The sequence below is a fragment of the Gulosibacter macacae genome, assembly GCF_003865375.1.
Taxonomy (GTDB): domain Bacteria; phylum Actinomycetota; class Actinomycetes; order Actinomycetales; family Microbacteriaceae; genus Gulosibacter; species Gulosibacter macacae.
On sequence record NZ_RQVS01000024.1, the window covers coordinates 1 to 22,633 of the forward strand.

Sequence of the window (22,633 nt, forward strand, 5' to 3'; positions counted from 1 at the left end):
GAACCGAAACCGTGTCCACGATCAAGGGTCAAGGCCCGTAGGCCTGTGCCGAGCAGGGCAATGATCTGGGCAGAGAACAGCTTCGCGTAGGTCGGATTCTTGAGTACTTCAAGCACGACGACCTTCGCGATCCTCGACCGCACCTGGGTGCTTCGACCGGTGGTGCGCGGGATCCGCGTCAATTGCATGCTCGGCCTGATGAATCGCGTCGGTCACTAATCGAATCACGTGCTCATTCGCCAACCGATAAAACACCCGCTGCCCCTCCTGGCGAGTCTCGACAATTCGCGCCATGCGGAGCTTCGCCAAATGCTGCGACACCCCTGCTGGCGCGCGCCCCACGATCTCGACAAGCTCACCAACCGACAGTTCGCCGTCTTGTAAGGCGAGCACGATCCGCACACGGGTGGCATCCGCCAGCATTGCGAACACCTCGACAGCGAGCTCCACATACGGGTGCTGCGGTGAGATAGGAGCATCATCTGCATACATGCTTATATTCTTGATTGCGCAGGTAAATAAGTCAATCCGACACGAAAGCCTATGAGTTCTATGCCCACTGTTGGTGGAAGGGCCGCTGAACTGGTTACCTCTCGCGACATCGCGAACTTCGTCTGGGAACCGCAAGCCCAGCGCTCGTCGGGCGGGACATCTCGCTCCGAGCGAGCGCTGAGCCTGCTTGGTCAGTCAGCGCTTGGGTACTGCTAGGCAGTGTACAACGGCGCCAGTTTCTCCGGATCCAATTCGTGGCGGCGCAGTAGCTGGGCGTTCAGGGCAACGATGATCGTGGACAGCGACATCAACACTGCCGCGGCGGCCGGGGGCAGGTTGAAGCCGATGGGAGCGAGCACACCCGCGGCCAGCGGCACCGAGATCACGTTGTAGGCGGTTGCCCACACCAGGTTCTGCACCATCTTCCGGTAGGAGGCGTGTGAAAGCTCGATCGCGCTCAGCACGGCGCGCGGGTCGTTCGACACCAGGACGATGCCTGCCGACTCGATCGCAACGTCGGTACCCGCGCCGATTGCAACACCCACATCTGCACGGGCAAGAGCAGGGGCGTCGTTCACACCGTCGCCAACCATCGCGACCTTGAAGCCACGTTCCTGCAGTTCAGCGACCTTGGCGGACTTGTCTCCGGGGAGAACCCCCGCGAACACTTCGTCGATGCCGAGATCGGCTGCGACCGCGTCCGCGACCTGTTGTGCGTCACCGGTGATCATGCCAACCCGGATCCCACGACGGTGCATTTCGTCAATGGCGGCACGCGATTCGGGGCGAATGACGTCCTTGAGCGAGAACGCACCCTCGATGCGGCCCTCGATAACCGCGAACAGGACGCTCGACCCGGTCGATTCCCACTCGGTGACCTCGGCCTGGATTCCTTCGGGCACGGACAGGTCGAGCGCGGCGAGGAGCCGAGGGCCACCAACGCGAACCTCGACACCCTCGACGGTTCCTGACACGCCGACACCTGGCTCCGAGCGGAACTCGGTAACCGATGGAATGGGCAAGCCGTCGCTGTGCTCGTTTGCCCATGCGACGATCGCGCGAGCGACGGGGTGCTCGCTCGGTGATTCCGCCGCGGCAGCCAGTCGGAACACGCGCTGCGGGTCGGTGCCAGGAACGGCTGCGGCTGCGGTGACGGCGTGGCGGCCCTCGGTGAGCGTGCCGGTCTTGTCGAACATGACCACGTCGACGGTGCGCATGCGCTCAAGCGCCAGCCGATCCTTCACCAGCACGCCAGCGCGGGCGGCCCGTTCTGTCGCGATCGAGATCACCAATGGAATCGCGAGCCCGAGCGCGTGCGGGCAGGCGATGATCAGCACCGTCACCGTGCGGGTAATGGCGTCGGCGGGGCTGCCGACGATGAGCCACACCACTGCGGTGATCACGGCAGCACCCACGGCGAAGTAGAACAACAGTGCCGCTGCACGGTCGGCGAGCGCCTGGGCGCGAGTGGAGGATGCCTGCGCGTCCGCCACGAGCCGACGGATGCCAGCCAGCGCCGTGTTCTCGCCGACTGCGGTCACCCGCACTTGGATCGCTGAGTCGGTGGCGACGGTGCCCGCGGTGACGGTATCGCCAACGGCTCGGGAAACGGTTGTCGATTCGCCCGTGATCATAGATTCGTCCATGTCTGCGAATCCCGACTCGACGGTTCCGTCGGCGGGAACGCGTCCTCCGGCACGTACAAGCACGAGGTCTCCGGCATTGACGTCGGTACTTGGGACTTGTTCCACGGCCCCGTCTTCACGAACCAGCTCGGCGGTATCGGGAAGCAGCGCAGCGAGTGCGTCGAGGGCGCTTGACGCACCGCCGAGTGCTCGCATTTCAAGCCAGTGCCCGAGCAGCATGATGACAACCAGCAGGGCGAGTTCCCACCAGAAGTCAAGATCGAGACCGGCGCCGAGCGACGTGGCCCAAGACGCGAGGAACGCCACCGTGATCGCCATCGCGATGAGCAGCATCATCCCGGGCTGCCGGAGCTTGATCTCCCGCCACGCGCCCTTGAGGAACGGCATGCCGCCGTAGAAGAAAATCACTGTGCCCAGGACAGGCGCGATCCATGTCGTCCACCCAGTTTCGGGCAGGTGGTAGCCGAAGATCATCGCGATCATGGGGCTGAACGCGACCACGGGTATTGAAAGGACAAGTGTCACCCAGAAGCGGTTCCGGAACATGGCCACGCTGTGCCCGGCATGGGCGCCCGGATCATGATCAGCATGGGAATCATGTCCCTGCGAACCGCTTCCGTGACCCGCGTGGGCATCGTGACCCACCTGGGGATCCGGGCTGCCCGCGGTGACGGTCTCGGTGTGCATGCCGTGGTGTGCATGTTCACTCGAATGTTGAACGGCGTGATCGTCATGAGCGGCGTGCTCGATCGGCGTGTCCGGTCGGCCGTGGTTGTGGCCATTGGAGGGGTGGTGGCCGTGATGGTCGTGATGGTCGTGGCCTGGTTGTTGGTTCATTGCAGTTCCCGTCTATGGCTGGCTACGTCGCGATTCATACGTCGGCCCGATGGATGCGAGAGAGGTGTGGCCGATAAGAGTCGGCGGCACGTCGTTTCATGTGAGCTGGAGCGTTGTGATGCAGGTTGCCGCATCGCCTGTGGTAGAGAACGGCGTGGTGCCGGATCGGCCGCCGTATGTCACTTCGATCGTTCCCTGCAGACTACGAGGAACCCAGAATCCAGCGAATCCGTTATCGAATGTCGTCGTCGACTCTGCGACGATCACTTCGCTGGTTGTGTCGTCAACGATGCGTACTTCGATGTCCTGTCCCGACAGCTCACCGCGGCAGGTCGTGAGGCTGTGGTAATAGCACTCATGGGTCTGCTCGACGTATGGGGCGATTGACAAGTATGTGACATCGTCCGGCATGTCCATGGTTACTTCTCGGACATTGTCGGTGAGAACGAGTGCTTCAGGCTGCACGGATGCGATCAAGTCTGCGGGGCGATCGCTCACGGGCATTCTGTCGAGGCTGTCGATAATGTCAACCGCTGACATGTCGGTGAGGCCGTGCTCGGCGAGCAGATCGGCCCCTGCCGGGTCAGGGTTCGTGTCAGGGGCGGAGCACCCGACCAGCACGAGGGCAAGGACTGCTGCGGCTGCGGCGAGGATGGTTGGTCGTTTCATGTCACGTCTTTCAAGGTTGATTACGCTGTGCTCCTCGCGGGTCGACCACAAGGAGCACAGCAGAAGTCAAAGTAGGGGTGGGACTCGGTGCGGGCGTGACTGGAAGCAACGTCACCCGCACCGAGCGGGGAGCTACAGGCTCTGGAGGATTTCGCGCATGGTCTCGATCTCGACGTTCTGAGCGTCGATGATGGCCTGGGCCATGGTCACCGCATCCGGGTTCACCCCGGAGTCAACCTGAAGTTGCGCCATTTCCACTGCCCCCTCGTGATGAACGATCATCTGTTCAAGGAACAGTCGGCTCGCTTCTGTGCCTGTCGCGGCGTCGAGTGCGGCCATGTCTTCCTCGGTCATCATGCCGTCCATGTGGCCGCCATGCCCCATATCCATGCCATCCGTCGCGGCCGGTGGCATCCCCCACGCTTCGATCATGCCGTTGAGCGCGTCGATTTCAGGCTGCTGCGCCGCCTTGATCTCTTCGGCAAGGGTGACGACGCGAGGATCGATCCCCTCCTTCGCGAGGATCACGTCGGACATCTCCACGGCCTGTACGTGGTGGGGCACCATCATCTGCGCGAACATCACGTCAGCGGAGTTGAAGTCTTCAGTCACGGATGACGAAGTTGTTGATTGTGGCGGCGCGGACGCGCCGGAGCCAGCCGTGCATCCGGCCAAGACCAGGCTTGCCGTGAGGATGGCAGGGATAACGAAGAATGTTCGGAGTTTCAAGAGTCGTTCCAATGTGTCGGAGAATTTTTGGGTCGGCGAATCGAGGCGGTGCGCATGTGCGCAGCGTCGAGGGACCGATCAAGTCCGACTGATGGAGAGTTCCTGTGGTGACGGCGTCATTGGGCGAGGTCCAGCCCGAGCGCTCACGATGGTGTCCATCGCGCGCTCACGAAGCCTGTCATTCGTTGCCAACAGGCGGGTGAGGTAGAGGGCGAAGAACACGAGGCTCGTCAGAAATGCGAGCATGCAGGCGAGCTGTATCGCGTCGTGTCCGCCACAGCCTGCGCCACACGCGTCGCCATGATCCGCGACTCCACCAGATTGCGCAACTGACGATTGGGTGCCGTGACCGGCGGAGACCGGCGATGATTGGTTCCCCGCGGCAGCCGCGACATGCACCAAGGATGCCGCGGTCGGCGTGGTCTCATGGTTCTGTCCATGCTCGAAGGCGTGCATGAGGAAGGCACACAGCAGCAGTGCACCGATCGCGAACAGGGCGACGATGAACCGGCGAGGCTTCAGGTCGAACAGGGCCGAGGGGAGGGCGCCTTGAACTGACACTCCAACACCTCCCGGACCGGTACGTCGCAACTTGACTTGCACATGCTATTCAATCATGTCGAGGCGATACCTCCCAGGGGTACCACCTGGCAATCCGTTCGTCTCGAGCGGACACGACCTCGGTACGAGACCTCGATCAGGTGCAGACGCATCTTCAGCTTCCCAGCGCCCGATTCACCCGCAGTAATTACACATGGTCGGGGAATCGGGTCTCAAGTAAAATCGAGGCAAAGACTCCACTCGACGATTGCTGGAACAGCGGCTGAGTTGCCGATACCACCCCAACAGTTGCCCGCCGGAGTTTGCGGAGTCAGCACCTCGGAGGTGAGGGTAATGGGGCCGAACTGGGACCACATGGGTTGGTGGGGTATGGGCTGGAGCTGGGTTTTCCTCATCCTGCTCCTGGTGGGAATTACCGTACTCATTGTGCTCCTAGTTCGAGTCTTTGCTGCACGCGATCCTCGACAGTCACCTCATCGCACCGAGAGCAACCGGGCTCGCGAGTTGCTCGATGAGCGCTATGCCCGTGGCGAAATTGACACCACCGAGTACGACGAGCGACGTCAACGACTTGACCGAGCACCCGACGCATGAAACCCATTACCCGTCGACAGGCGCTCCAGCTCGGCGCTCTGGGAGGGCTCGGTGTCGTCATCGGCGGGATCGGTCTCTCTCAAACAGGTCTCCCCTGGGGCAGAGCAATGGCCGATGGAGAACTGCTGATCGAGCCGGAGGTGTTACGAAGCAGCGGCGGGTTGCTGCAGGTCGACCTCGTTGCCGCGCGTCGCGAATTGACCATCGCCGGACGTCAGGTGCATGCCCTGACATACGGCGGCATGGTGCCGGGACGGACCTGGCGCGTGCGACCGGGGGACTCCATCGAGGTGCAGTTGCGGAACGAACTGGACACCCCAACCAACCTGCATACGCACGGACTACAAGTGTCTCCCGCGGGGAACGGTGACAACCCTTTCCTCTCGATAGACCCTGGGCAGAGCTTTGACTACCGATTCACGTTGCCAGAGGATCATCCGCCTGGGGTGTTCTGGTATCACCCTCACCGGCATGGCTCAGTTGCCGACCAGATATTCGGCGGCTTGTACGGTGCGCTGATCGTCGAGGATGGCCACATGCCCATCAGCCGTGAGCGGGTGCTCGTCGTCTCGGACATTTCACTGACTCCTGGCGGACAGATTGCGGCCGCCTCGGGCGCGGACGTGATGATGGGCCGCGAAGGTGATCTCCTGTTGGTCAATGGTCAGCACCGTCCGCACATGTCGGCACGACCTGGGGAGCAGGAACGCTGGCGTGTGATCAATGCATGCACCTCGCGCTACCTTCGCTTGGCCCTGCCTGGGCAACGTCTTGAGTTGCTCGGGATCGACGGCGGCCACGAGCAGGCTCCTCCGGAAGTGCGGGAGGTAATTCTAGCGCCCGGCAATCGCGCCGATCTTCTCGTGAGCATGAGCGCTGGGAGTGGTGAGTTTCAGACGCTGGGTTATGACCGCGGCGGGATGGGAATGATGGGAGGCCAGAACCTCTCCGGTCCCGAGACCATTGCCACGCTCACTGTCGCGGGGCAAGAAGTTGCTGCGCCGGGCGCGGCACTAGAACGACCGTCGGTTCGAGATCTGCGCGAGCAGCCCGTCGCACGGCAGCGCGAGATCACCTTCACCATGGGAATGGGGATGATGATGGGCGGTGGCGGAAGCATGATGGATTTCGGGTTCGACGGTCGTGCCTTCGACATGGACCGAGTGGACCAACACGTTGCTGCAGGGGCCGTCGAGGAGTGGCTCATCACGAACCCCACCCCTATGGATCACCCCTTCCATCTGCACATTTGGCCGATGCAGGTGATCGAAGCGGGTGGGCAACCGGTCAGTGAACCCACTTGGCGCGACGTCATCAATGTTCCCGCGCAGGATGGAGTGCGGGTGCTCGTCGACTTCGCGCGTCACCCGGGGCGCAGCGTCTACCATTGCCACATCCTTGATCACGAAGACGCTGGCATGATGGCCACCGTCGACGTCGCATAGTACCGTGCGCCCTCGCGCGGCTCGGCCCGCAGCTCTTCTTCTGAATCGATCCTCAAATTCCTATCGAAGCGAGGGTGCGTCGGGCAATCGTTGCCGCCCGCGTCACGCGTGGCTACCCTAGAAACGTGCCACGCGCTGCGAAAAGCGGCAGAAATGAGAGCCTGTTTCAGAGTGGCACGCAGAGGGCACGGCACCGCTGCAAACCCCGAAGATCCGCGTGATCACGCGGCCCATGACGAGTACTGGGACTTCTAGGACCGACTAAGTAATTGCGGCGGCTCACATCGCATTTGCGAGGTGCAGCCGCCGCAGTCGCGCCGTGCCGCCCTCGGCGAGCGCGGCGCGTTGCCGCCTCGCGCCGGTGCCGATGCGGAGCATCCGCTCGACGCCGGCGCGTACGGCGTCAGCGTCGCCACCCGACGCTGGCAGGATGAGGGCGAGTAGCGCGTCGAGCACGTCGCGCGCCGGGGCGAGAGCACCGGTGGCCGGATGCAGTAGCTCACCCTCGAGACCATCGCGCGCCGCGTGCCAGAGTGCCGCGTCAAGGCGCTCGGGTGGTACGGATGCGGTGGCTCGGTCAGCTTCGGCGAGCGCCGAGACGAGTGACCTGCACACGAGCGCCAGGTCGACCGCGTCGGTGGCGGTGAGTTGCGCGTCGAAGATTCGGAACTCGATCGTCGGATACCGCTCCGAGAGTCGCACGAGCCAGCCAACTGTGCCGACATCGACAGTTAGACCGAGGCCGACGAGGGCGGCCAGCCGGGCGTCGTAGTCGGCGACATCGACGAACTCGGGTGGAGCTCCGGTGGTTGCCCAGCGGCGATGATGGATGCTGCGCCAACTCGCGAAGCCGGTGTCGAGCCCTTGCCAATGCGGGGAGTTTGCGCCGAGCGCGAGCAATGCAGGCAACCAGGGGCGAGCGGCGTTCATCACGCGAATGCCCTCGTCGCGCGAGGCGATCTCGACGTGCACGTGGGTCGCGTTGATCTGGTGCCCGTGTCGTAGCCAGCCGACGAGGTCGGCGACCCGCTCATACCGCTCGCCCGGCGCGAGCTGCGGCTGCTGCAACGGGGGAGTGTCAAACGGGGTGCCCGCACGCCAGGGTGCAAGGCCTGCATCGAACGCCGCGGTGTCAACGGCAAGGCGAGCGAGCGTGAGCTCTTCGAGCGCCGCTGTGGCCGACTCATGCGGCTCGGTCGCGTACTCGATCTGCGCGTTGAGGAACTCAGTGGTGACCCGTTCGCCGAACTCTGGCGTACCTCGTAGCGCGGCAATAACGACATTGGCGTCCTGAGCGGGCCGCAGGCTCGCCGGATCGACCAGCACGGCCTCCTCCTCAATGCCGAACTTTCTCATCCCGGAGGCAACTCAGAGGTGCGCCCGTCATCCGCACGCCCATCATCCGTCCGAAACGAGACCAGCTTGTGCGTCCCATCGCAGTAGGGCTTGATCGTCGATACCCCGCAGCGGCAGAGCGCGACGACGCGCCGCCGGGGCGTCGCGGTGCGTGCATCCTGGTCACTCGAGAGTACGAATGGGCCGCGCACGAGGAGCGGCCCGTTGCGGCACTCGGTAATCACCACCTCGTTCGGGTCGCGCCGCGCGGCGTCGCGGTTGCTCATTCGAAGACCGTCTCTCGCTCGGGCACGGAGCCGTCGGCGTGCGAATAGAGCGATGACTCGCCGGCCTGCCAAGCGTCGAGCATGTGTGCGGCGGCGAGCCCGTCGACGAGGAGGCAGGCAGCGGCGCCGAAGATGATGTCGGTCAGCAACTCGGGTTCGTCTTCAGCGAGGGCACCGGCGAGGTCGTTCGCCGCGATCTGCTCGTGCACCGCATCCGCCTCGACGTGTTCGTCGAAGTAGTACGTGACGTCGTCGCCGTACCCGTGACGGCGGAAGGCGTTGCCATAGAGGCGGTTTGGGATCGACGAGGTCATCTCGAACGCCGTGAGGTGCCCGGCGATCGCACCGCGCAGGCGGCGGTTGAGTCCAAACAGCGACATCGTGTTCATCGAGGCGAGCACCGGGGTGCTTGCGACGTCGAGGTAGCGGTCAAGGGTGGGGTCGAGCCCGAGCCCGGCCATCGCCCGGGCGAAGATGCGCGCGTGCATCTGTGCCGGGCGGCCGCCACCGTACTCGTCGGATTGGATCTCGACGAGCGCTGCCTTGGCCCGTCCCCGCAGGCGAGGAATCGCCCACGAGTGCGGGTCGGCCTCGCGCAGCGTGTAGATCGAGCGTTGCATGAGGAACTCATGCAGCTGGTCGTCGGTGGCGTGCTTTGACGCCCATTTGGCGAGGCTTGGCCCGGTGTCGGCCCCGGTGAGGTCGAACAGTAGTTCCGCGACTTCGGGCCCACTCGACGGCAGCTCTTCGGGCACGTCGACGCGGGCACGCAACTCACGCTCGAACGCCGCCTCGAGCACACTGCGGGCGGCAATGAGGCCGGGATGCCACTCCCACTCGCCACCGGCCCAGTCGAGCGGCCCATAGTGGGGGAGGTACAGGCAAAACAGTGCGAGTTGCACGTCGTCATCGGCCAGCAGATCGTCGCTCGCGACGCAGGCGGCCTCGGCGCACATCCGCAGGGCATGGTCAGCGGCATCGCCGACTTCGGTGGGACTGCGTCGGAGTAGCTGAATGATTTCCTTGCTGAGCGGGCCGCGCGGGGCAGGCGGCCCGGCGAATGCGGTCGTGTTGGCCTGCAAAGTCGCAGTAGTCATCGATACCTCCGAAGTCGTAGTTCGACGAGTGGGATGAATCATCCCCGAGCAGCCTGCGAGTACGTCCGGATTGCGCGTGTACTCTCCCGACATGTTCACCGATGCGACATCAGCCCAGGTGACCCGCATCGCGGATGCACTGCTCGCTTCAGGCCGATCGATCGCGGTCGCCGAGTCGCTCACCTGTGGCCAGCTCACGCACGCACTCGGGAGCGGACACGACACCCACGTGTGGTTGCGCGGCGGCGCGACGGTGTATCAGACCGACGTGAAGCAGGATGTGCTTGGCGTGTCGCCCGGCCCGGTGGTGACCGCGAAGTGCGCCGAAGAACTCGCTGCTGGTGCCGCGCGCGTGTTCGGTGCGGATGTGGCGATTGCGACCACGGGTGTCGGCGGTCCTGGTCCAGAAGAGGGCGAACCGCAGGGCACCGTATTTATCGGGTGGTGCCTCGACGGCACCACCGGGAGCGAGCGGCATGACTTCGCAGGCTCGCCGGTCGAGGTGCTCGACCAGGCGACCGACGCGGCGCTTGCCGCAGTCGCTCGCCTGGTCGATCGGCCGAACCGGCCGTCTGGAGACTAGTGCTCCTCTTGCGGTGCCGGCTCGGGCAGTCCGCGCTCGGCGCGCACGCGGCGCGAGATGCCCTCGATGGCGATGAGCGCATCCACGACCTGGTCTGCGGTCACCGCAAACGGCATGCTGTGGATGGTCTCGCCCTCGGCCGTGGCGGCTTCGGCAACCGCGCGCAGTGCGTCGCGATCGTCGACTGAGAGGCCGATTTCGGTGAGGGAGTTCGGCAATCCGATGCGCGTGGTGAACTCGATGAAGTCCTCGATCTCGTCGACCGGGGCGCCCTCGAGGATGAGTTGCGCGGTCGAGCCGATGTTGACCTTTTCGCCGTGCGTGAGGCCGTGGGTCGAGGGTGCCGCGGTGAGTCCGTTGTGGATTGCGTGTGCGGCGGCGAGGCCCCCAGATTCGAAGCCAAGACCTGAAAGGAGCGTGTTCGCCTCGACGACCGCCTCAACTGATGGCGTGACGACGCCGTCGCGCACCGCGTCGATCGCGGCGAGCGCGTGCTCGTGGAGGATGTCCCAGCTCAGGCGGGCGAGCGCGAGGCCCGACTGGGTCGGACGACCGCCGGCCATGGTCGAGCCCTGTCCGCGCTCGGTCGCCCGTGCCTCCAGCCAGGTTGCGAGCGCATCGCCGATGCCGCCGATGAGGAAGCGGAGTGGGGCGTTCGCGACGAGTTGTGTGTCGACCAGCACGAGGTCAGGGTTACGCGGGAAGAACCGGTACTCAAGGAACTCACCCTCGTCGTTGTAGATCACCGAGAGTGCTGAAGTTGGGGCGTCGGTGGATGCTGCGGTCGGCACACTTGCCCAGCGCACGCCGGCGAGATGGCCCGCCGCCTTGCAGGCGTCGATGGTCGAGCCGCCGCCGACGCCGACAATGAGGTCGTGGCCGTCGTCGCGGATCTTAGCGACGAGTTCATCGACGGCTTCGGGGGTGGTGTAGGTGTTGAAGCCGACGCGGGCGACTTCGAGGTTGGCGGCGCGCAGGCTCTCGGCGACCGTTGACTCGACGATGCCCCAGACGACGTCGTCGGCAACGAGGAGGGGTGATTTGCCGATGCGGTGCAGCTCGTTGCCGAGGTCGGTGAGGGCGTTCTTGCCCTGCACGTAGCGCGAGGGGGCGATGAGGACACGGTTAGTCACGAAAGTCTCCTAGTTATGGCGTTAGCGGCGGTCCAACTCCCCAGGGTTCGGCACCGCGCTGAACGCATCCTGTGTCGCAACTACCGCCGCACGAGCGACCGCTTATGAGCGGCGCAGGAGCGTGCCCGTCTTCGTGCCGATCTCGAGGTTCGCGCTATTGGGGTTCGATGCCGTCGGCAAGTGCAGGATGATTTGCGCGTCGTCGTAGTTGCACGATCCGCTCACGCCGTATTCGTTCAGGGTGACGGTGCTGTCATCGCGGGCGGCCTGCTCCAGTCGTGACGTGCATCCATAGCTCTCGTAGTCGACGGTGCCGCTCACCGTCGTGCCATCGTCTTCGAGGTAGATCACATACGACACGGTGAGGTTGTTGGCGTCGCGCGTGGTGCCGTCCCAGGTGCCGCTGAGGTTGACTGCATCGTTGGCTGGCGCGGCGCTGGTCTCGGGTGGCGGCGCCGGCTGCGAACTCTCGGCTGCGGTCGTCGGCGCGGTGCCGCCCAGCATGCCAGGCAGGAGTAGCACCGCAGTGATAATCGCACCGATCACGACGACCGCGCCCACGGCGAGGCCGAAGATCAGGCCCTTACGGCTCGGCTTTTCGGTCGAGGATGCTGGCGAGTGCTGCTGGGGTGCGGATTGCGGGAGGCTCTGCCAATTGGACGGCTGTGGTTGCGACTGCGACGGTGCGGGTATTGGTGGGGCAGGATGCGGCGCAACTGCTTCGTACGCGGGCGCAACCCGCTCCTCAGCCCATTCCTGCCCAGCCGCCCACGAGTTCGCGTCATCGCCGGATGCGATGTACTGACCCTCGATCGCAGTCCAGTCAGTGCGGCTTTCCGACGTCGCACCGCGTTCTTCGGCGGCACGAGTTTGCTCGGAAGCCCAATCTGAGCCGCCCGCATGTGTCTCGAGCGCCTCGGCAAACGACATGCCCTCGCTACGAGGCTCAAGCTCGGTAGCATCCGTCGCTTCGACTGCCTCAGCACTCGCACGTTCGCCGAACTCGGGGATGTTGAAACCAGTCCAACTCTCACCCGGTTCGGGCCGCTCGCTGTCACTCTTCTCGCGCTCGCTCATGGCGAAAGGTTACCGATCCGGTTGCTCAGCAACATCGCCCGCGCGACGGAAACCACCTACCACCGGTGAATCAGCTGCGGCCAGCCCAGCCGAGAAGCCACACCAGCAGCGCCACTTCGCCGATAAAGGTCACGGTGCTGAGCTCGAAGCCGAGCGAGGTCTGGGTGATCGAGAGCAGCGCATCCACGAGATAGCCGACGCCAGCGATCGCGACGAGGGCCGCGATCCAGCGCGGCACGATCGAAGATCGCCAGCCCGCAATCGCGAGCACCACGAGGTGCAGGCCGAAGAGCCCGAGCGCGGTCTGCCAGATCGAATCGAACGCCTCGGCGTCGCCCGCAAAGAGCGTCCCCGTAGCAATCCCAAGCGCCGCCGCATACCCAATGCGTAGCGCGGCTGCGGCGAGCGAGAGCCGACGGCCGCCCGTGGCAAACACGGGAATCAGCGCCACCCCGAGCCGCAAGGAACACGCTGAGCCGCGAAGTGGTCATCGACGCAGCGCTGAATTTTGCCGATGCCCACGGCCTCGCGAAACTCACCGTGCGTGCACTCGCTGATGATCTCGGCGTCGGCGCCATGTCGCTCTATCACCACGTGCCGAACAAGGATGCGTTGCTCGATGCACTCGTCGACGCGGTGCACGAGGAGATGCTGCTGCCGTCTGTTGAGGGAGACTAGCGATCAGAACTCGCTCAACGCGCCCGCTCGATGCGCGCGGTGTTGGCTGCGCATCTCTGGGCCGTGCAGGTGCTCAACACCCGTGCGAACCCCGGGGATGCGAGCTTTGCCGCGCAAAAGTCGGTGCTCGAAGTGCTCGCCCGCGCCGGTTTCTCGCTCAAGGCGCGCGCCAATGCCCTCGCAATCCTGGATGCATTCGTGCTCGGCTTCGCGACGCAGGAGGCGATGCTCGCCGAGGTGGGCGTCGAAGTGCGACCGGAAGAGCTTGCCGAGGGGATGCCGCTCGACGCGTTCCCGCGCATCGGTGAGTTGGCTGCGGCCTACGTCGACGGGCAGGTGCGATTCGGCGATGCGTTCGAGGTCGGGCTCGGGGTGGTGCTTGATGGGATCGCGCGGTTTCGAAACGAGACCGATATCTCGCACTAAGCATTGCACCCTAAACTTGTCTAAACGAACGAAACGAAAGCAATGCAATGAATGCTGCAAGCAATCACACGTACTTTCCATCTGAGGATTCGGCAGAAGGCATCAGGGAAGTTGCGAGCTTTGTCGACAATTACCGCAACCACACAGGGGCGAATCCTGCGCCGCAGTTCTTCTTGTCGGGTCCAAATGAGCACCAGCAAGTTGCCCTACCGCAGGAGATCTACGACGTTCTTGTTACGGCCGTAGACGCACTCCAGCGCGGGATGGCGGTCACTATTCGGCCGGACTCGGAACGAGTGACTACTCAGCAAGCTGCCGACATCCTGGGTGTCTCACGTCCGACCGTTGTGCGTCTTGTGGACAGCGGGGCTTTGCCGGCCGAAAAGATTGGACGTCACCGTCGAATCCTCCTTGCGGATGTCCTCGCACATCAGAGCTTGCGACGCATTGGGCAACTTGACGCCATTGTGGCGACGAGTGACCGAGACGCAGAGATTCCTGATGCGGAGTTCTTCAAATCCGCACGGAAGGCGTCTGCGGCCGCGCGACGAGAGCGTGCCTGATGTTCAAGGCTGTGCTCGACACATGCGTACTGTGGCCGAGCCTGCAACGAGATTTCTTGCTCACGCTTGCGACGGCCGGGCTCTACCAGCCGCTCTGGAGCGAGGAAATTCTCGATGAACTGCGACGCTGCGAGGTCAGTAAATTGACGTCCAGAGGGGTTTCTGCCAGTGACGCCACGCAGCGAGCAAGCGCACTCCTTCTGCAGATGCGATCGGCGTTTGAAGGCTCCATGGTTGCTGACGTTGGTCGATGGGCTTCGGCCTATGGTCTACCTGATTCTGATGATGAGCACGTCGTTGCAGCGGCAGAGCTCGGCGGCGCAGGCGCAATCGTCACGGTCAACATCAAAGACTTTCCCGCTAGGTGCCTACCTGATGGCGTAGAGACGAAGACACCAGCGGAGTTCGCTGCTGACGTCGTAGACGTTCAGCCAGCTATCGCACTCGCCGCTGTTCATGAACTGCTTGATCGGTATAAGTCGCCGCCCATGACGGTTGAAGAGTTCCTGCTGACGCTTGATATGCGCTACGGCATGTGCGAAGCAGCCGCGGCACTAAGGCAGCTCCTCTAGATCCTTTAGATATTGGCAGTGTGCCTGAGCGAGCTCTTGCGCGCGCCAGCCCTGACATTGTCGTTGGCCGCCGATACGGTACGACTAGGCATCCCGCCCGACAGCATCGCGTTCTTCGCAGGAGAAACACACATGGTCCCCACCACCAAAGAAGCGCAGCGCGCCGAACTCCACCGCACGATCTGGCGCATCGCCAATGACCTACGCGGCAGCGTCGACGGGTGGGACTTCAAGAGCTATGTGCTCGGCATGCTCTTCTATCGCTTCATCTCCGAAAACCTCACGAACTACATCAATAAGGGCGAACGCGAGGCGGGTGACGCCGAGTTCGACTTCCGTTACCTCGGTGACTCGGATGCGGAATACGGCCGCGAGTCGACCGTCGCTGAGAAGGGGTTCTACATCCTGCCCTCGGAGCTGTTCGCGAATGTTCGCGAGCGGGCCGCACGCGACGTCAACCTCAACGAAACGCTCGAGCGCGTCTTCAAGAACATTGAAGGTTCGGCCCTCGGTAGCGAGAGTGAAGACGATCTCAAGGGCCTGTTCGACGATCTCGATGTGAATAGCGCCAAACTCGGCAATACCGTCGCGCAGCGCAACGCGAAGCTCGTCAAATTGCTCGATGCCATCGGCGATCTGCCGCTCGGTGACCTCGAAGACAACACGATTGACCTGTTCGGCGATGCGTACGAGTACCTCATGCAGATGTATGCCTCGCAGGCCGGTAAATCGGGTGGCGAGTACTACACGCCGCAAGAGGTCTCAGAGGTGCTCGCGAAAATCGCGGTCGTCGGCAAGACGCGCGTGAACAAGGTCTACGACCCAGCCGCGGGTTCGGGCTCACTCCTGCTCAAGTTCGCGAAGGTGCTGGGTAAACGCAATGTGGGCGGCTTCTACGGTCAAGAGATCAACCTCACGACTTACAACCTCGCGCGCATCAACATGTTCTTGCACGATGTGAACTTCTCGAAGTTCAGCATCGCGCTCGGTGACACGCTCACCGACCCGAAGCATTGGGATGACGAGCCGTTCGAGGCGATCGTTTCTAATCCGCCTTATTCGATCAAGTGGGACGGCGACGCGAATCCGCTCCTCATCAATGACGATCGCTTCTCACCGGCCGGCGTGCTTGCGCCGAAGTCGAAGGCCGATCTCGCGTTCGTGATGCACATGCTGAGTTGGCTTGCGGTCAACGGCACGGCTGCGATCGTTGAGTTCCCGGGCGTGCTGTATCGCGGCGGTGCTGAGCGCAAGATCCGTCAGTACCTCATCGACAACAATTATGTGGATGCGGTGATTCAGCTCCCCGCCGACCTCTTCTTTGGCACCACGATCGCGACCTGCATCATCGTGCTCAAGAAGTCGAAGACCGATAACTCGGTGCTTTTCATCGATGCCTCGTCTGAGTTCGAGCGCATCGGTAACAAGAACAAACTGCAACCGAAGCACCAGCAGCGCATTCTTGACGCATTCACCGGCCGAGCTGACATCGACTACATCGCAAAGCTCGTGCCCAATGAGTCGATCGCCGAGAACGACTACAACATCGCAGTGTCGAGCTATGTCGAGAAAGAAGACACCCGCGAGGTGATCGACATCGTCGAGCTCAACGCTGAGATTGCCCGCATCGTCGCCCGCCAAGCCGAGCTGCGCACCGAAATTGACGCGATCGTTGCCGACCTGGAGGGCTCAAAGTGAGCGACGAACCCGGCGGCGAAATCATTGTCTACCAGCGTGACGACGGTGAGCCCGCGCTCGAGGTGCGCGTGGAAGACGAGACGGTTTGGCTGAGTCAGCAGCAGATCGCCCAGCTGTTCGACACCACTCGCGAGAACATCACGATGCACCTCCGCAACGTGTATTCCGAAGGTGAGTTGGACGCCTCGGCAACGAGTAAGGATTTCTTACTAGTTCGCCTCGAGGGGCAACGGCAGGTGCGTCGGAGCGTCGCGCACTACAACCTCGACGCCATCATCTCGGTCGGCTACCGCGTCACGAGCAAGACCGCCACCCGGTTCCGAATCTGGGCAACCGCACGCCTGCGCGAGTACCTCATCAAGGGCTTCACGATGGATGACGCGAAGCTCAAGAACCTCGGCGGTGGCACCTATTGGCGCGAACTGCTTGACCGCATCCGCGATATCCGCAGTAGTGAGAAGGTGCTCTATCGGCAGGTGCTTGAGCTGTACACCACGAGCATCGACTATGACGTGGATGCCGCCGAGACCAACAAGTTCTTCGCGATCGTGCAGAACAAACTCCATTTCGCCGCGCACGGACACACCGCCGCAGAGGTTGTCTATGCGCGAGCGGATGGAGACCTGCCAGCCATGGGGCTCACTTCATTCGCGGGGGAACGTCCGACGAAGGCCGAAGTCACCGTCGCCAAGAACTATCTGACGGAGCCGGAAATGCAGCGACTCAACCGACTCGTCTCGGCGTACTTCGATGCGGCCGAGTTTCGCGCTATGAATCACGAGCCAACACGGATGCGGGACTGGCTCAACCATCTTGACCGCATGTTCACCGCAATGGATGCGCCAGTGCTCGACAATGCGGGGACGGTGAGTCGTGCCGAAATGAAGGACAAGGCTGAAGCGGAATACGAGAAGTACAAGCAACGGCTGGATGATGAGGTTTCAGAGGTCGAAGCCGCCTACCTCGCCCACGTCAAACAAACGCAACGCAACATCGAAGGGACCAATAAATGAGCCGCATCGATGACCTGCTTGCCGAGCTTGCGCCGAGAGGCGTTGAATTCCGCGAACTCCGAGAGGTCGGTAGATGGCATGGAGGTGGAACTCCCTCGAAGCAGCGAAAGGAATATTGGCGTGATGGGACGATTCCTTGGATTTCCCCCAAGGATATGGGTCGCAATGTCGTACGAACCTCTATTGATCGAATCACCGAGGTCGCTGCTACTCAATCATCGGCAAGGCTTATTTCAAGCCCTTCCGTGGCTGTTGTGGTCAGGTCAAGCATTCTGGACAAGAGGTTGCCGGTGGCGCTCGTTCCGATGGCTGCGAGCTTCAATCAAGATATGCGCGCGATTGTTCCGTCGAGTGAACTGGATATCAGTTTCTTGGCCTACATGTTGAGTTCACGTGGCAATGAGATTCTCAGGTCTTGTCGAAAGACGGGTGGCTCGGTTGCTTCGATAGATTCGAGCAAACTGCTTAGTTTTAGAATCCCCGTCCCGCCTCTCGAAATCCAGCGCGAAATCGTGAGAGTATTGGACACGTTCACTCAGCTGGAGGCGGAGCTGGAGGCGGAGCTGGAGGCGGAGCTGGAGGCCCGGCGGCGTCAATATGAGCATTACCGAGACCAGCTTCTGACCTTCACTGAGGGGGGGGTATGCATGGGTGAAGTCGGTTCGATTTTCGGTGGCCTTGTCGGTAAATCAAAGCGAGATTTTGAAAGCGGCAATTCCCGATATGTTTCCTATGTCAATATCTTTAATAACGTGGCCGTGGATCAAACGCGCAACGATTTCGTTCGTATTGGTCCCGGGGAAAAGCAGCGCCGGCTCATGCGCGGTGATGTTCTATTCACTGCGTCCTCAGAGTCCATAGAAGAAGTTGGCATGTCGTCTGTGGTTGTTGATGCTCCCATTGACGAGCTATACTTGAATAGTTTCTCGATTGGATATCGATTTCATGATCCAAGCTTGTTGCTCCCTGAATATAGCAAGCATCTTTTTCGTTCAAAGGTGCTACGGGACCAGCTCGTCCGAACAGCAAGTGGTGTGACGCGATTCAACGTGTCGAAGGCTCGGCTCGCAAAGGTCCGAATTCCAGTTCCACCGCACAATCACCAACGACGAATTGCGAGCATCCTTGATCACTTTTCTGAACTCGCAACTGACCTCACCTCCGGCCTCCCCGCCGAGCTCGCCGCCCGCCGCAAGCAATACGAGTACTACCGCGACAAGCTCCTCACTTTCGACGAGGCTCCCGCATGACCGATGCAACACCCCGCCACTTTGACCCGGTCGCGCTCTCATCCGAGAGCACCGTCGTCGCCGAATACACGCCACCGGCGTCGACTGACCAGGGGTACCAGTCGGAAGCGGCGCTCGAACGCGAGTTCATCAGCATCCTGGAATCGCAGGCTTATGAACGGCTGCACATCACGAGTGAAGCGCAGCTTGTCGCAAACCTGCGCACCCAACTCGAAAGGCTGAACAAGACAACGTTCAGCGACGACGAGTGGCAGCGCCTATTCGAGCAGTCCATCGCGAGCAAAAACGAGGGCATTGTCGAGAAGACCGCCCGCATCCAAGAGGCACCGATCGTGCTCCTCAAACGCGATGACGACACGAGCAAGAACATCACGCTGCTCGACAAAGAGAACATCCACAACAACCGCCTGCAGGTCATCAACCAATACGAGACCAATCGTGCCGATGCCTCCGACCCGACGAGCCCAGGAGGCACCTACGCCAACCGCTACGACGTCACCGTGCTCGTCAACGGCCTGCCCATGGTGCATATCGAACTCAAGCGCCGCGGCATCGACATTCGCGAAGCCTTCAACCAAATCAACCGGTACCAGCGCGACAGCTTCTGGTCAGGATCTGGGCTATTCGACTACGTGCAACTCTTCGTCATCTCGAATGGCACACTCACGAAGTACTACTCCAACACCACAAGAAGTGAACACCTCAAAGAATCGGGTAGCGCCGGCGCATCCATAGCTACACGCAGCCGTCGCACCACCTCAAACAGCTATGAATTCACCTCGTGGTGGGCCGACGCACTCAACCGGCCCATCCAAGATCTCACTTCCTTCGCCAGAACGTTTTTCGCGAAGCACTCGCTCCTCAACATCCTCACCCGCTATTGCGTGTTCACCGTCGACCGCAAGCTCATGGTGATGCGGCCCTACCAAATCGTCGCCACCGAACGCATCCTGCAACGCATCACCATCGCCACGAACGCTCGCCAACTTGGCACCGTCGCCGCAGGTGGCTACGTGTGGCACACGACGGGATCGGGCAAGACCCTCACCTCATTCAAGACCGCGCAACTCGCCACCAAACTCGAGTCGGTCGATAAGGTGCTCTTCGTCGTCGACCGCAAAGACCTCGACTACCAAACCATGCGCGAGTACGACCGCTTCGAGAAGGGCGCCGCCAACTCAAACAACTCGACCGCAGCGCTCAAACGCCAGCTCGAAGACTCCGGCGCGAAGATCATCATCACGACGATTCAGAAGCTCTCGAACTTCATTGCGCAGAACAAGGGCCACCAGATCTACTCGGGCCACGTGGTGCTCATCTTCGATGAATGCCACCGCTCCCAATTTGGCGATATGCATCGGGCAATCACCCGTGCCTTCAAGCGCTACCACCTCTTCGGCTTCACCGGCACACCCATCTTTGCTGCCAATAGCGGTGGTGGACGCCCCGAACTCAAAACCACCGAACAGGCATTCGGCGACAAGCTGCACACTTACACCATCGTCGATGCGATCACCGACAAGAACGTCCTGCCGTTCCGCATCGACTACGTGAACACTGTGCGCGTCGGCAACGTCGCCGACAAGCAAGTGTCAGGCATCGACTCCGAGCAGGCGCTTCTCGCGCCTGAACGCATCCGCGAGATCGTCGGCTACACGCTCGAACACTTCGATCAGAAAACGAAGCGCGCATCGACCTACGAACACCACGTCGTCACCAACGTCGTCGCCGCCACCCGCACTCGGGGGCAACAAGAGGCAATTCGTGCGAAGAAGCGCGTGCGCGGATTCAATGCCATCTTCGCCACCGCATCCATTGATGCCGCGCGTCGCTACTACAACGCCTTCCAGTTGCAGCAGGAAGAGTTGCCGCCGGCAAAGCGGCTTCGCATCGGCATAATCTATTCCTACGGCGCGAATGATGCGGTCGATGATGGCCTCCTCGACGACGAAGCGTTCGACACCGACGCGCTGAGCGTTGATGCGCGAACGTTCCTCGAGTCGGCCATTCAGGACTACAACGAAATGTTCGGCACGAGCTACGACACCAGTTCCGACCGATTCCAGAACTACTACAAAGACCTCTCGCAACGGCTCAAGAACCGCGAGCTCGACCTCGTCATCGTCGTCAACATGTTCCTCACGGGGTTCGACGCGACCACGCTCAACACCCTCTTCGTCGACAAGAACCTGCGTGCGCACGGACTCATCCAGGCTTATTCGCGCACCAACCGCATCCTCAACTCGGTGAAGACCTACGGCAACATCGTGTCGTTCCGTAATCTCGAGGACGAAACGAACGCCGCGCTCGAGCTATTCGGCAACAAGGATGCTCGGGGCATCGTCGTACTCAAGCCCTACCTTGACTACTACAACGAATATGCGGCGGTTGTTGCGGAATTGCGTGAATCGTTCTCGCCGACCGAAATGCCGGTCGGCGAGGGGGCGCAGAAGAAGTTCATCGCGCTGTTCGGACAGCTACTCCGGCTCGAAAACATCCTGACGTCGTTTGACGACTTCGCTGGCAGTGAGCTGATTTCTGCTCGTGATCACGCTGACTTCCAAAGTCGCTACCTCGAGCTGCAACGCGAATTTCGACAGCTCGCCGAAAGTGACCGCGAGGGCATCACCGATGACGTGGTGTTCGAAATCGAGCTGATCAAGCAAGTCGAAATCAACGTTGATTACATCCTCATGCTCGTTGAGAAGTATCGGTCTGAGCGCGGCGACGGCGACGATAGGGAAGTGCGAGCGGAGATCAGCCGGGCCGTGAGTTCAAGCCCGACGCTGCGCAACAAGAAAGACCTCATCGAGAACTTCGTTGATGGTGTCTCGCTTACCGCACCCGTCGACCACGCCTGGATGCAGTTTGTCGTCGAACAGCGTGACGCTGAGCTCGACGCGATCATCGCCGAAGAACGATTGCAACCCGAAGAAACGCGAGAGTTCATCGGCCGCGCTTTTCGCGAAGGCTTGGTGCGTACGACAGGTACCGCGATCACCCGCATCATGCCGCGGGTTTCACGATTCGCATCAAAGGGCGGGCATGGTGAAACGAAGGCGCGCGTGCTCGATCGTCTTCAAACTCACTTCGAGCGATTTGCTGGATTGCTCGCCTCTGACGATTGACGTTGGTCGGCCATGCACACCGACCGATTCCTTCGCTCGATTACACCGATTGATCAAAACGGCGGTGGATCATTGGGGTCGTCGTCGGCGAGTACCTTCGGTAAGTACCAGGGCGCGGCCACGCGGTCAGGCCGATCAGTCACGGTGCGCCCGCTCGGGCTTCGCCACTGCAACTCACCCTGCGCGGTCTGGCTCAGCCGCCAGCCTCGGTGCTTGATGGTGTGATGCGAGGGGCAAAGCGCCGCGAGGTTCTCGTGCGTTGTCGCGCCGCCGTGCGCCCAATCCTTCGAATGGTCGAGGTCGCAATCGCGGGCCGGGCGCCGGCATCCCGGTGCTCGGCAGTGCTGGTCGCGCGTTTCGATGAAGCGCCGCAGCGTCGCGGTCGGGCGGTAGGTGTCAGCCGAGAGCGCCGCACCAGAAACCGGATGCGTGAGCACCCGTAACCACACGCCGGCGCCCGCACACAGTTGACGGGCAAGATCTATCGGCATTGGACCGACCCCGTCGAGCATCGCCGGTTCATCGCTCACGCCCATGAGCGCAAGGGCCGGAACGGTAATGGCGACGCGAGGCTGAATGGCGTTGATCGCGATCTGCGGCGAGTCCGCAGGTACTTGACCGGCCAGCAGCATGTCGACCAGCGCATCCGCGCGAATCGCATCGAAGCTACGGGCATCACCCGAGCGACCGTTGCCGACGCGCCGTCCGAATGCATCCAATTCGCCAGTGCCACCGGGCTGCTGCGAAACCGCCCGCGCGGCAGCCGTCAACCGATCAAAAATGGCTCTTCGGAATCAAGGGTGTAGGTGGGGTCTGAATC

The 22,633-nt window shown here is 62.0% G+C and carries 21 protein-coding genes and 1 pseudogene; 11 read left to right on the forward strand and 11 right to left on the reverse strand.

Annotated features, from left to right (window positions below; genetic code table 11):
- Positions 1-108: 108 nt before the first annotated feature.
- From EG850_RS12625 to EG850_RS12640, 4 genes are all read right to left on the reverse strand, one after another.
- Positions 109-492, reverse strand: coding sequence for an ArsR/SmtB family transcription factor (locus tag EG850_RS12625; protein ID WP_124974026.1), 384 nt, complete (start codon positions 490-492; stop codon positions 109-111).
- Positions 493-704: 212 nt separating this feature from the next.
- Positions 705-2,975 (reverse strand): heavy metal translocating P-type ATPase, encoded by a 2,271-nt coding sequence (locus tag EG850_RS12630; RefSeq protein WP_124974028.1) that lies wholly within the window; start codon positions 2,973-2,975, stop codon positions 705-707.
- 96 nt (positions 2,976-3,071) lie between these two features.
- Positions 3,072-3,695 carry a CueP family metal-binding protein gene (locus tag EG850_RS12635; protein ID WP_235829342.1) on the reverse strand — a complete coding sequence of 208 codons (624 nt, stop codon included), beginning with the start codon at positions 3,693-3,695 and terminating at the stop codon, positions 3,072-3,074.
- A gap of 81 nt (positions 3,696-3,776) precedes the next feature.
- Positions 3,777-4,373 (reverse strand): DUF305 domain-containing protein, encoded by a 597-nt coding sequence (locus EG850_RS12640; RefSeq protein ID WP_124974032.1) that lies wholly within the window; start codon positions 4,371-4,373, stop codon positions 3,777-3,779.
- 894 nt (positions 4,374-5,267) lie between these two features.
- Between EG850_RS12640 and EG850_RS12645 the strand changes: the two genes are divergently transcribed.
- Both EG850_RS12645 and EG850_RS12650 read left to right on the forward strand, forming a co-directional pair.
- Complete coding sequence (locus EG850_RS12645; protein WP_124974034.1) at positions 5,268-5,528, forward strand: SHOCT domain-containing protein; 261 nt, start codon at positions 5,268-5,270, stop codon at positions 5,526-5,528.
- Positions 5,525-6,973, forward strand: a complete 1,449-nt coding sequence (locus EG850_RS12650) for a multicopper oxidase family protein (protein WP_124974036.1) — start codon at positions 5,525-5,527, stop codon at positions 6,971-6,973. Before EG850_RS12645 ends, EG850_RS12650 begins: the two co-directional genes overlap by 4 nt.
- 279 nt (positions 6,974-7,252) lie before the next feature.
- Here the strand turns inward: EG850_RS12650 and EG850_RS12655 are convergent, their stop codons facing one another.
- From EG850_RS12655 to EG850_RS12665, 3 genes are read right to left on the reverse strand one after another with little or no spacing between them, the layout of a single operon-like run.
- Positions 7,253-8,329 carry a carboxylate-amine ligase gene (locus EG850_RS12655; RefSeq protein ID WP_124974038.1) on the reverse strand — a complete coding sequence of 359 codons (1,077 nt, stop codon included), beginning with the start codon at positions 8,327-8,329 and terminating at the stop codon, positions 7,253-7,255.
- A complete protein-coding gene (locus EG850_RS12660) occupies positions 8,326-8,595 on the reverse strand; it encodes a CDGSH iron-sulfur domain-containing protein (protein WP_124974040.1) in 270 nt (89 codons plus the stop codon). The genes EG850_RS12655 and EG850_RS12660 overlap by 4 nt, the downstream gene beginning before the upstream one ends.
- Entirely contained in the window at positions 8,592-9,692 is a 1,101-nt protein-coding gene (locus tag EG850_RS12665) for an iron-containing redox enzyme family protein (protein WP_124974042.1), read from the reverse strand. The genes EG850_RS12660 and EG850_RS12665 overlap by 4 nt, the downstream gene beginning before the upstream one ends.
- A gap of 91 nt (positions 9,693-9,783) precedes the next feature.
- Here EG850_RS12665 and EG850_RS12670 point away from each other — a divergent pair, with 91 nt between their 5' ends.
- Positions 9,784-10,275: a CinA family protein gene (locus tag EG850_RS12670; protein WP_124974044.1), complete on the forward strand. Its 492-nt coding sequence runs from the start codon at positions 9,784-9,786 to the stop codon at positions 10,273-10,275.
- Here the strand turns inward: EG850_RS12670 and EG850_RS12675 are convergent.
- From EG850_RS12675 to EG850_RS12685, 3 genes are all read right to left on the reverse strand, one after another.
- A complete protein-coding gene (locus tag EG850_RS12675) occupies positions 10,272-11,408 on the reverse strand; it encodes a glycerol dehydrogenase (RefSeq protein WP_124974046.1) in 1,137 nt (378 codons plus the stop codon). The two genes, EG850_RS12670 and EG850_RS12675, sit on opposite strands and share 4 nt — an antisense overlap.
- Positions 11,409-11,510: 102 nt before the next feature.
- Complete coding sequence (locus EG850_RS12680; protein WP_124974049.1) at positions 11,511-12,485, reverse strand: hypothetical protein; 975 nt, start codon at positions 12,483-12,485, stop codon at positions 11,511-11,513.
- Between the two features lie 70 nt (positions 12,486-12,555).
- Positions 12,556-12,936 (reverse strand): DUF4386 family protein, encoded by a 381-nt coding sequence (locus EG850_RS12685; RefSeq protein WP_185715078.1) that lies wholly within the window; start codon positions 12,934-12,936, stop codon positions 12,556-12,558.
- A gap of 32 nt (positions 12,937-12,968) precedes the next feature.
- On the opposite strand from EG850_RS12685, the gene EG850_RS12690 reads away from it, so the two are divergent.
- From EG850_RS12690 to EG850_RS12725, 8 genes and pseudogenes are all read left to right on the forward strand, one after another.
- Positions 12,969-13,163: a TetR/AcrR family transcriptional regulator gene (locus EG850_RS12690; protein ID WP_185715079.1), complete on the forward strand. Its 195-nt coding sequence runs from the start codon at positions 12,969-12,971 to the stop codon at positions 13,161-13,163.
- Between the two features lie 18 nt (positions 13,164-13,181).
- A pseudogene (locus EG850_RS12695) lies at positions 13,182-13,589 on the forward strand (TetR/AcrR family transcriptional regulator C-terminal domain-containing protein); the annotation flags it as partial.
- 263 nt (positions 13,590-13,852) lie between these two features.
- Positions 13,853-14,152 carry a helix-turn-helix domain-containing protein gene (locus EG850_RS13780; protein WP_407920595.1) on the forward strand — a complete coding sequence of 100 codons (300 nt, stop codon included), beginning with the start codon at positions 13,853-13,855 and terminating at the stop codon, positions 14,150-14,152.
- Complete coding sequence (locus EG850_RS12705) at positions 14,152-14,724, forward strand: PIN domain-containing protein (protein ID WP_124974059.1); 573 nt, start codon at positions 14,152-14,154, stop codon at positions 14,722-14,724. The genes EG850_RS13780 and EG850_RS12705 overlap by 1 nt, the downstream gene beginning before the upstream one ends.
- Positions 14,725-14,856: 132 nt before the next feature.
- Complete coding sequence (locus tag EG850_RS12710) at positions 14,857-16,422, forward strand: type I restriction-modification system subunit M (protein ID WP_124974061.1); 1,566 nt, start codon at positions 14,857-14,859, stop codon at positions 16,420-16,422.
- Positions 16,419-17,435, forward strand: coding sequence for a virulence RhuM family protein (locus EG850_RS12715; protein ID WP_124974062.1), 1,017 nt, complete (start codon positions 16,419-16,421; stop codon positions 17,433-17,435). The genes EG850_RS12710 and EG850_RS12715 overlap by 4 nt, the downstream gene beginning before the upstream one ends.
- Complete coding sequence (locus tag EG850_RS12720) at positions 17,432-18,685, forward strand: restriction endonuclease subunit S (RefSeq protein ID WP_124974064.1); 1,254 nt, start codon at positions 17,432-17,434, stop codon at positions 18,683-18,685. The genes EG850_RS12715 and EG850_RS12720 overlap by 4 nt, the downstream gene beginning before the upstream one ends.
- A complete protein-coding gene (locus tag EG850_RS12725; RefSeq protein WP_124974066.1) occupies positions 18,682-21,813 on the forward strand; it encodes a type I restriction endonuclease subunit R in 3,132 nt (1,043 codons plus the stop codon). The genes EG850_RS12720 and EG850_RS12725 overlap by 4 nt, the downstream gene beginning before the upstream one ends.
- Positions 21,814-21,866: 53 nt before the next feature.
- On the opposite strand, the gene EG850_RS12730 is transcribed toward EG850_RS12725, so the two are convergent.
- The gene (locus EG850_RS12730; RefSeq protein WP_124974068.1) at positions 21,867-22,583 is read right to left on the reverse strand and encodes an HNH endonuclease signature motif containing protein; all 717 of its coding nucleotides are present in this window, start codon (positions 22,581-22,583) and stop codon (positions 21,867-21,869) included.
- Positions 22,584-22,633: the final 50 nt, after the last annotated feature.

Bases quoted from the DNA above. Each gene is read 5' to 3' on its own strand.
- EG850_RS12680 (WP_124974049.1), bottom strand. From the start codon at position 12,485: ATGAGCGAGCGCGAGAAGAGTGACAGCGAGCGGCCCGAACCGGGTGAG.
- EG850_RS12655 (WP_124974038.1), bottom strand. From the start codon at position 8,329: ATGAGAAAGTTCGGCATTGAGGAGGAGGCCGTGCTGGTCGATCCGGCG.
- EG850_RS12725 (WP_124974066.1), top strand. From the start codon at position 18,682: ATGACCGATGCAACACCCCGCCACTTTGACCCGGTCGCGCTCTCATCC.
- EG850_RS12710 (WP_124974061.1), top strand. From the start codon at position 14,857: ATGGTCCCCACCACCAAAGAAGCGCAGCGCGCCGAACTCCACCGCACG.
- EG850_RS12720 (WP_124974064.1), top strand. From the start codon at position 17,432: ATGAGCCGCATCGATGACCTGCTTGCCGAGCTTGCGCCGAGAGGCGTT.
- EG850_RS12660 (WP_124974040.1), bottom strand. From the start codon at position 8,595: ATGAGCAACCGCGACGCCGCGCGGCGCGACCCGAACGAGGTGGTGATT.
- EG850_RS12665 (WP_124974042.1), bottom strand. From the start codon at position 9,692: ATGACTACTGCGACTTTGCAGGCCAACACGACCGCATTCGCCGGGCCG.
- EG850_RS12645 (WP_124974034.1), top strand. From the start codon at position 5,268: ATGGGGCCGAACTGGGACCACATGGGTTGGTGGGGTATGGGCTGGAGC.
- EG850_RS12650 (WP_124974036.1), top strand. From the start codon at position 5,525: ATGAAACCCATTACCCGTCGACAGGCGCTCCAGCTCGGCGCTCTGGGA.
- EG850_RS12630 (WP_124974028.1), bottom strand. From the start codon at position 2,975: ATGAACCAACAACCAGGCCACGACCATCACGACCATCACGGCCACCAC.
- EG850_RS12705 (WP_124974059.1), top strand. From the start codon at position 14,152: ATGTTCAAGGCTGTGCTCGACACATGCGTACTGTGGCCGAGCCTGCAA.
- EG850_RS13780 (WP_407920595.1), top strand. From the start codon at position 13,853: ATGGCGGTCACTATTCGGCCGGACTCGGAACGAGTGACTACTCAGCAA.
- EG850_RS12670 (WP_124974044.1), top strand. From the start codon at position 9,784: ATGTTCACCGATGCGACATCAGCCCAGGTGACCCGCATCGCGGATGCA.
- EG850_RS12625 (WP_124974026.1), bottom strand. From the start codon at position 492: ATGTATGCAGATGATGCTCCTATCTCACCGCAGCACCCGTATGTGGAG.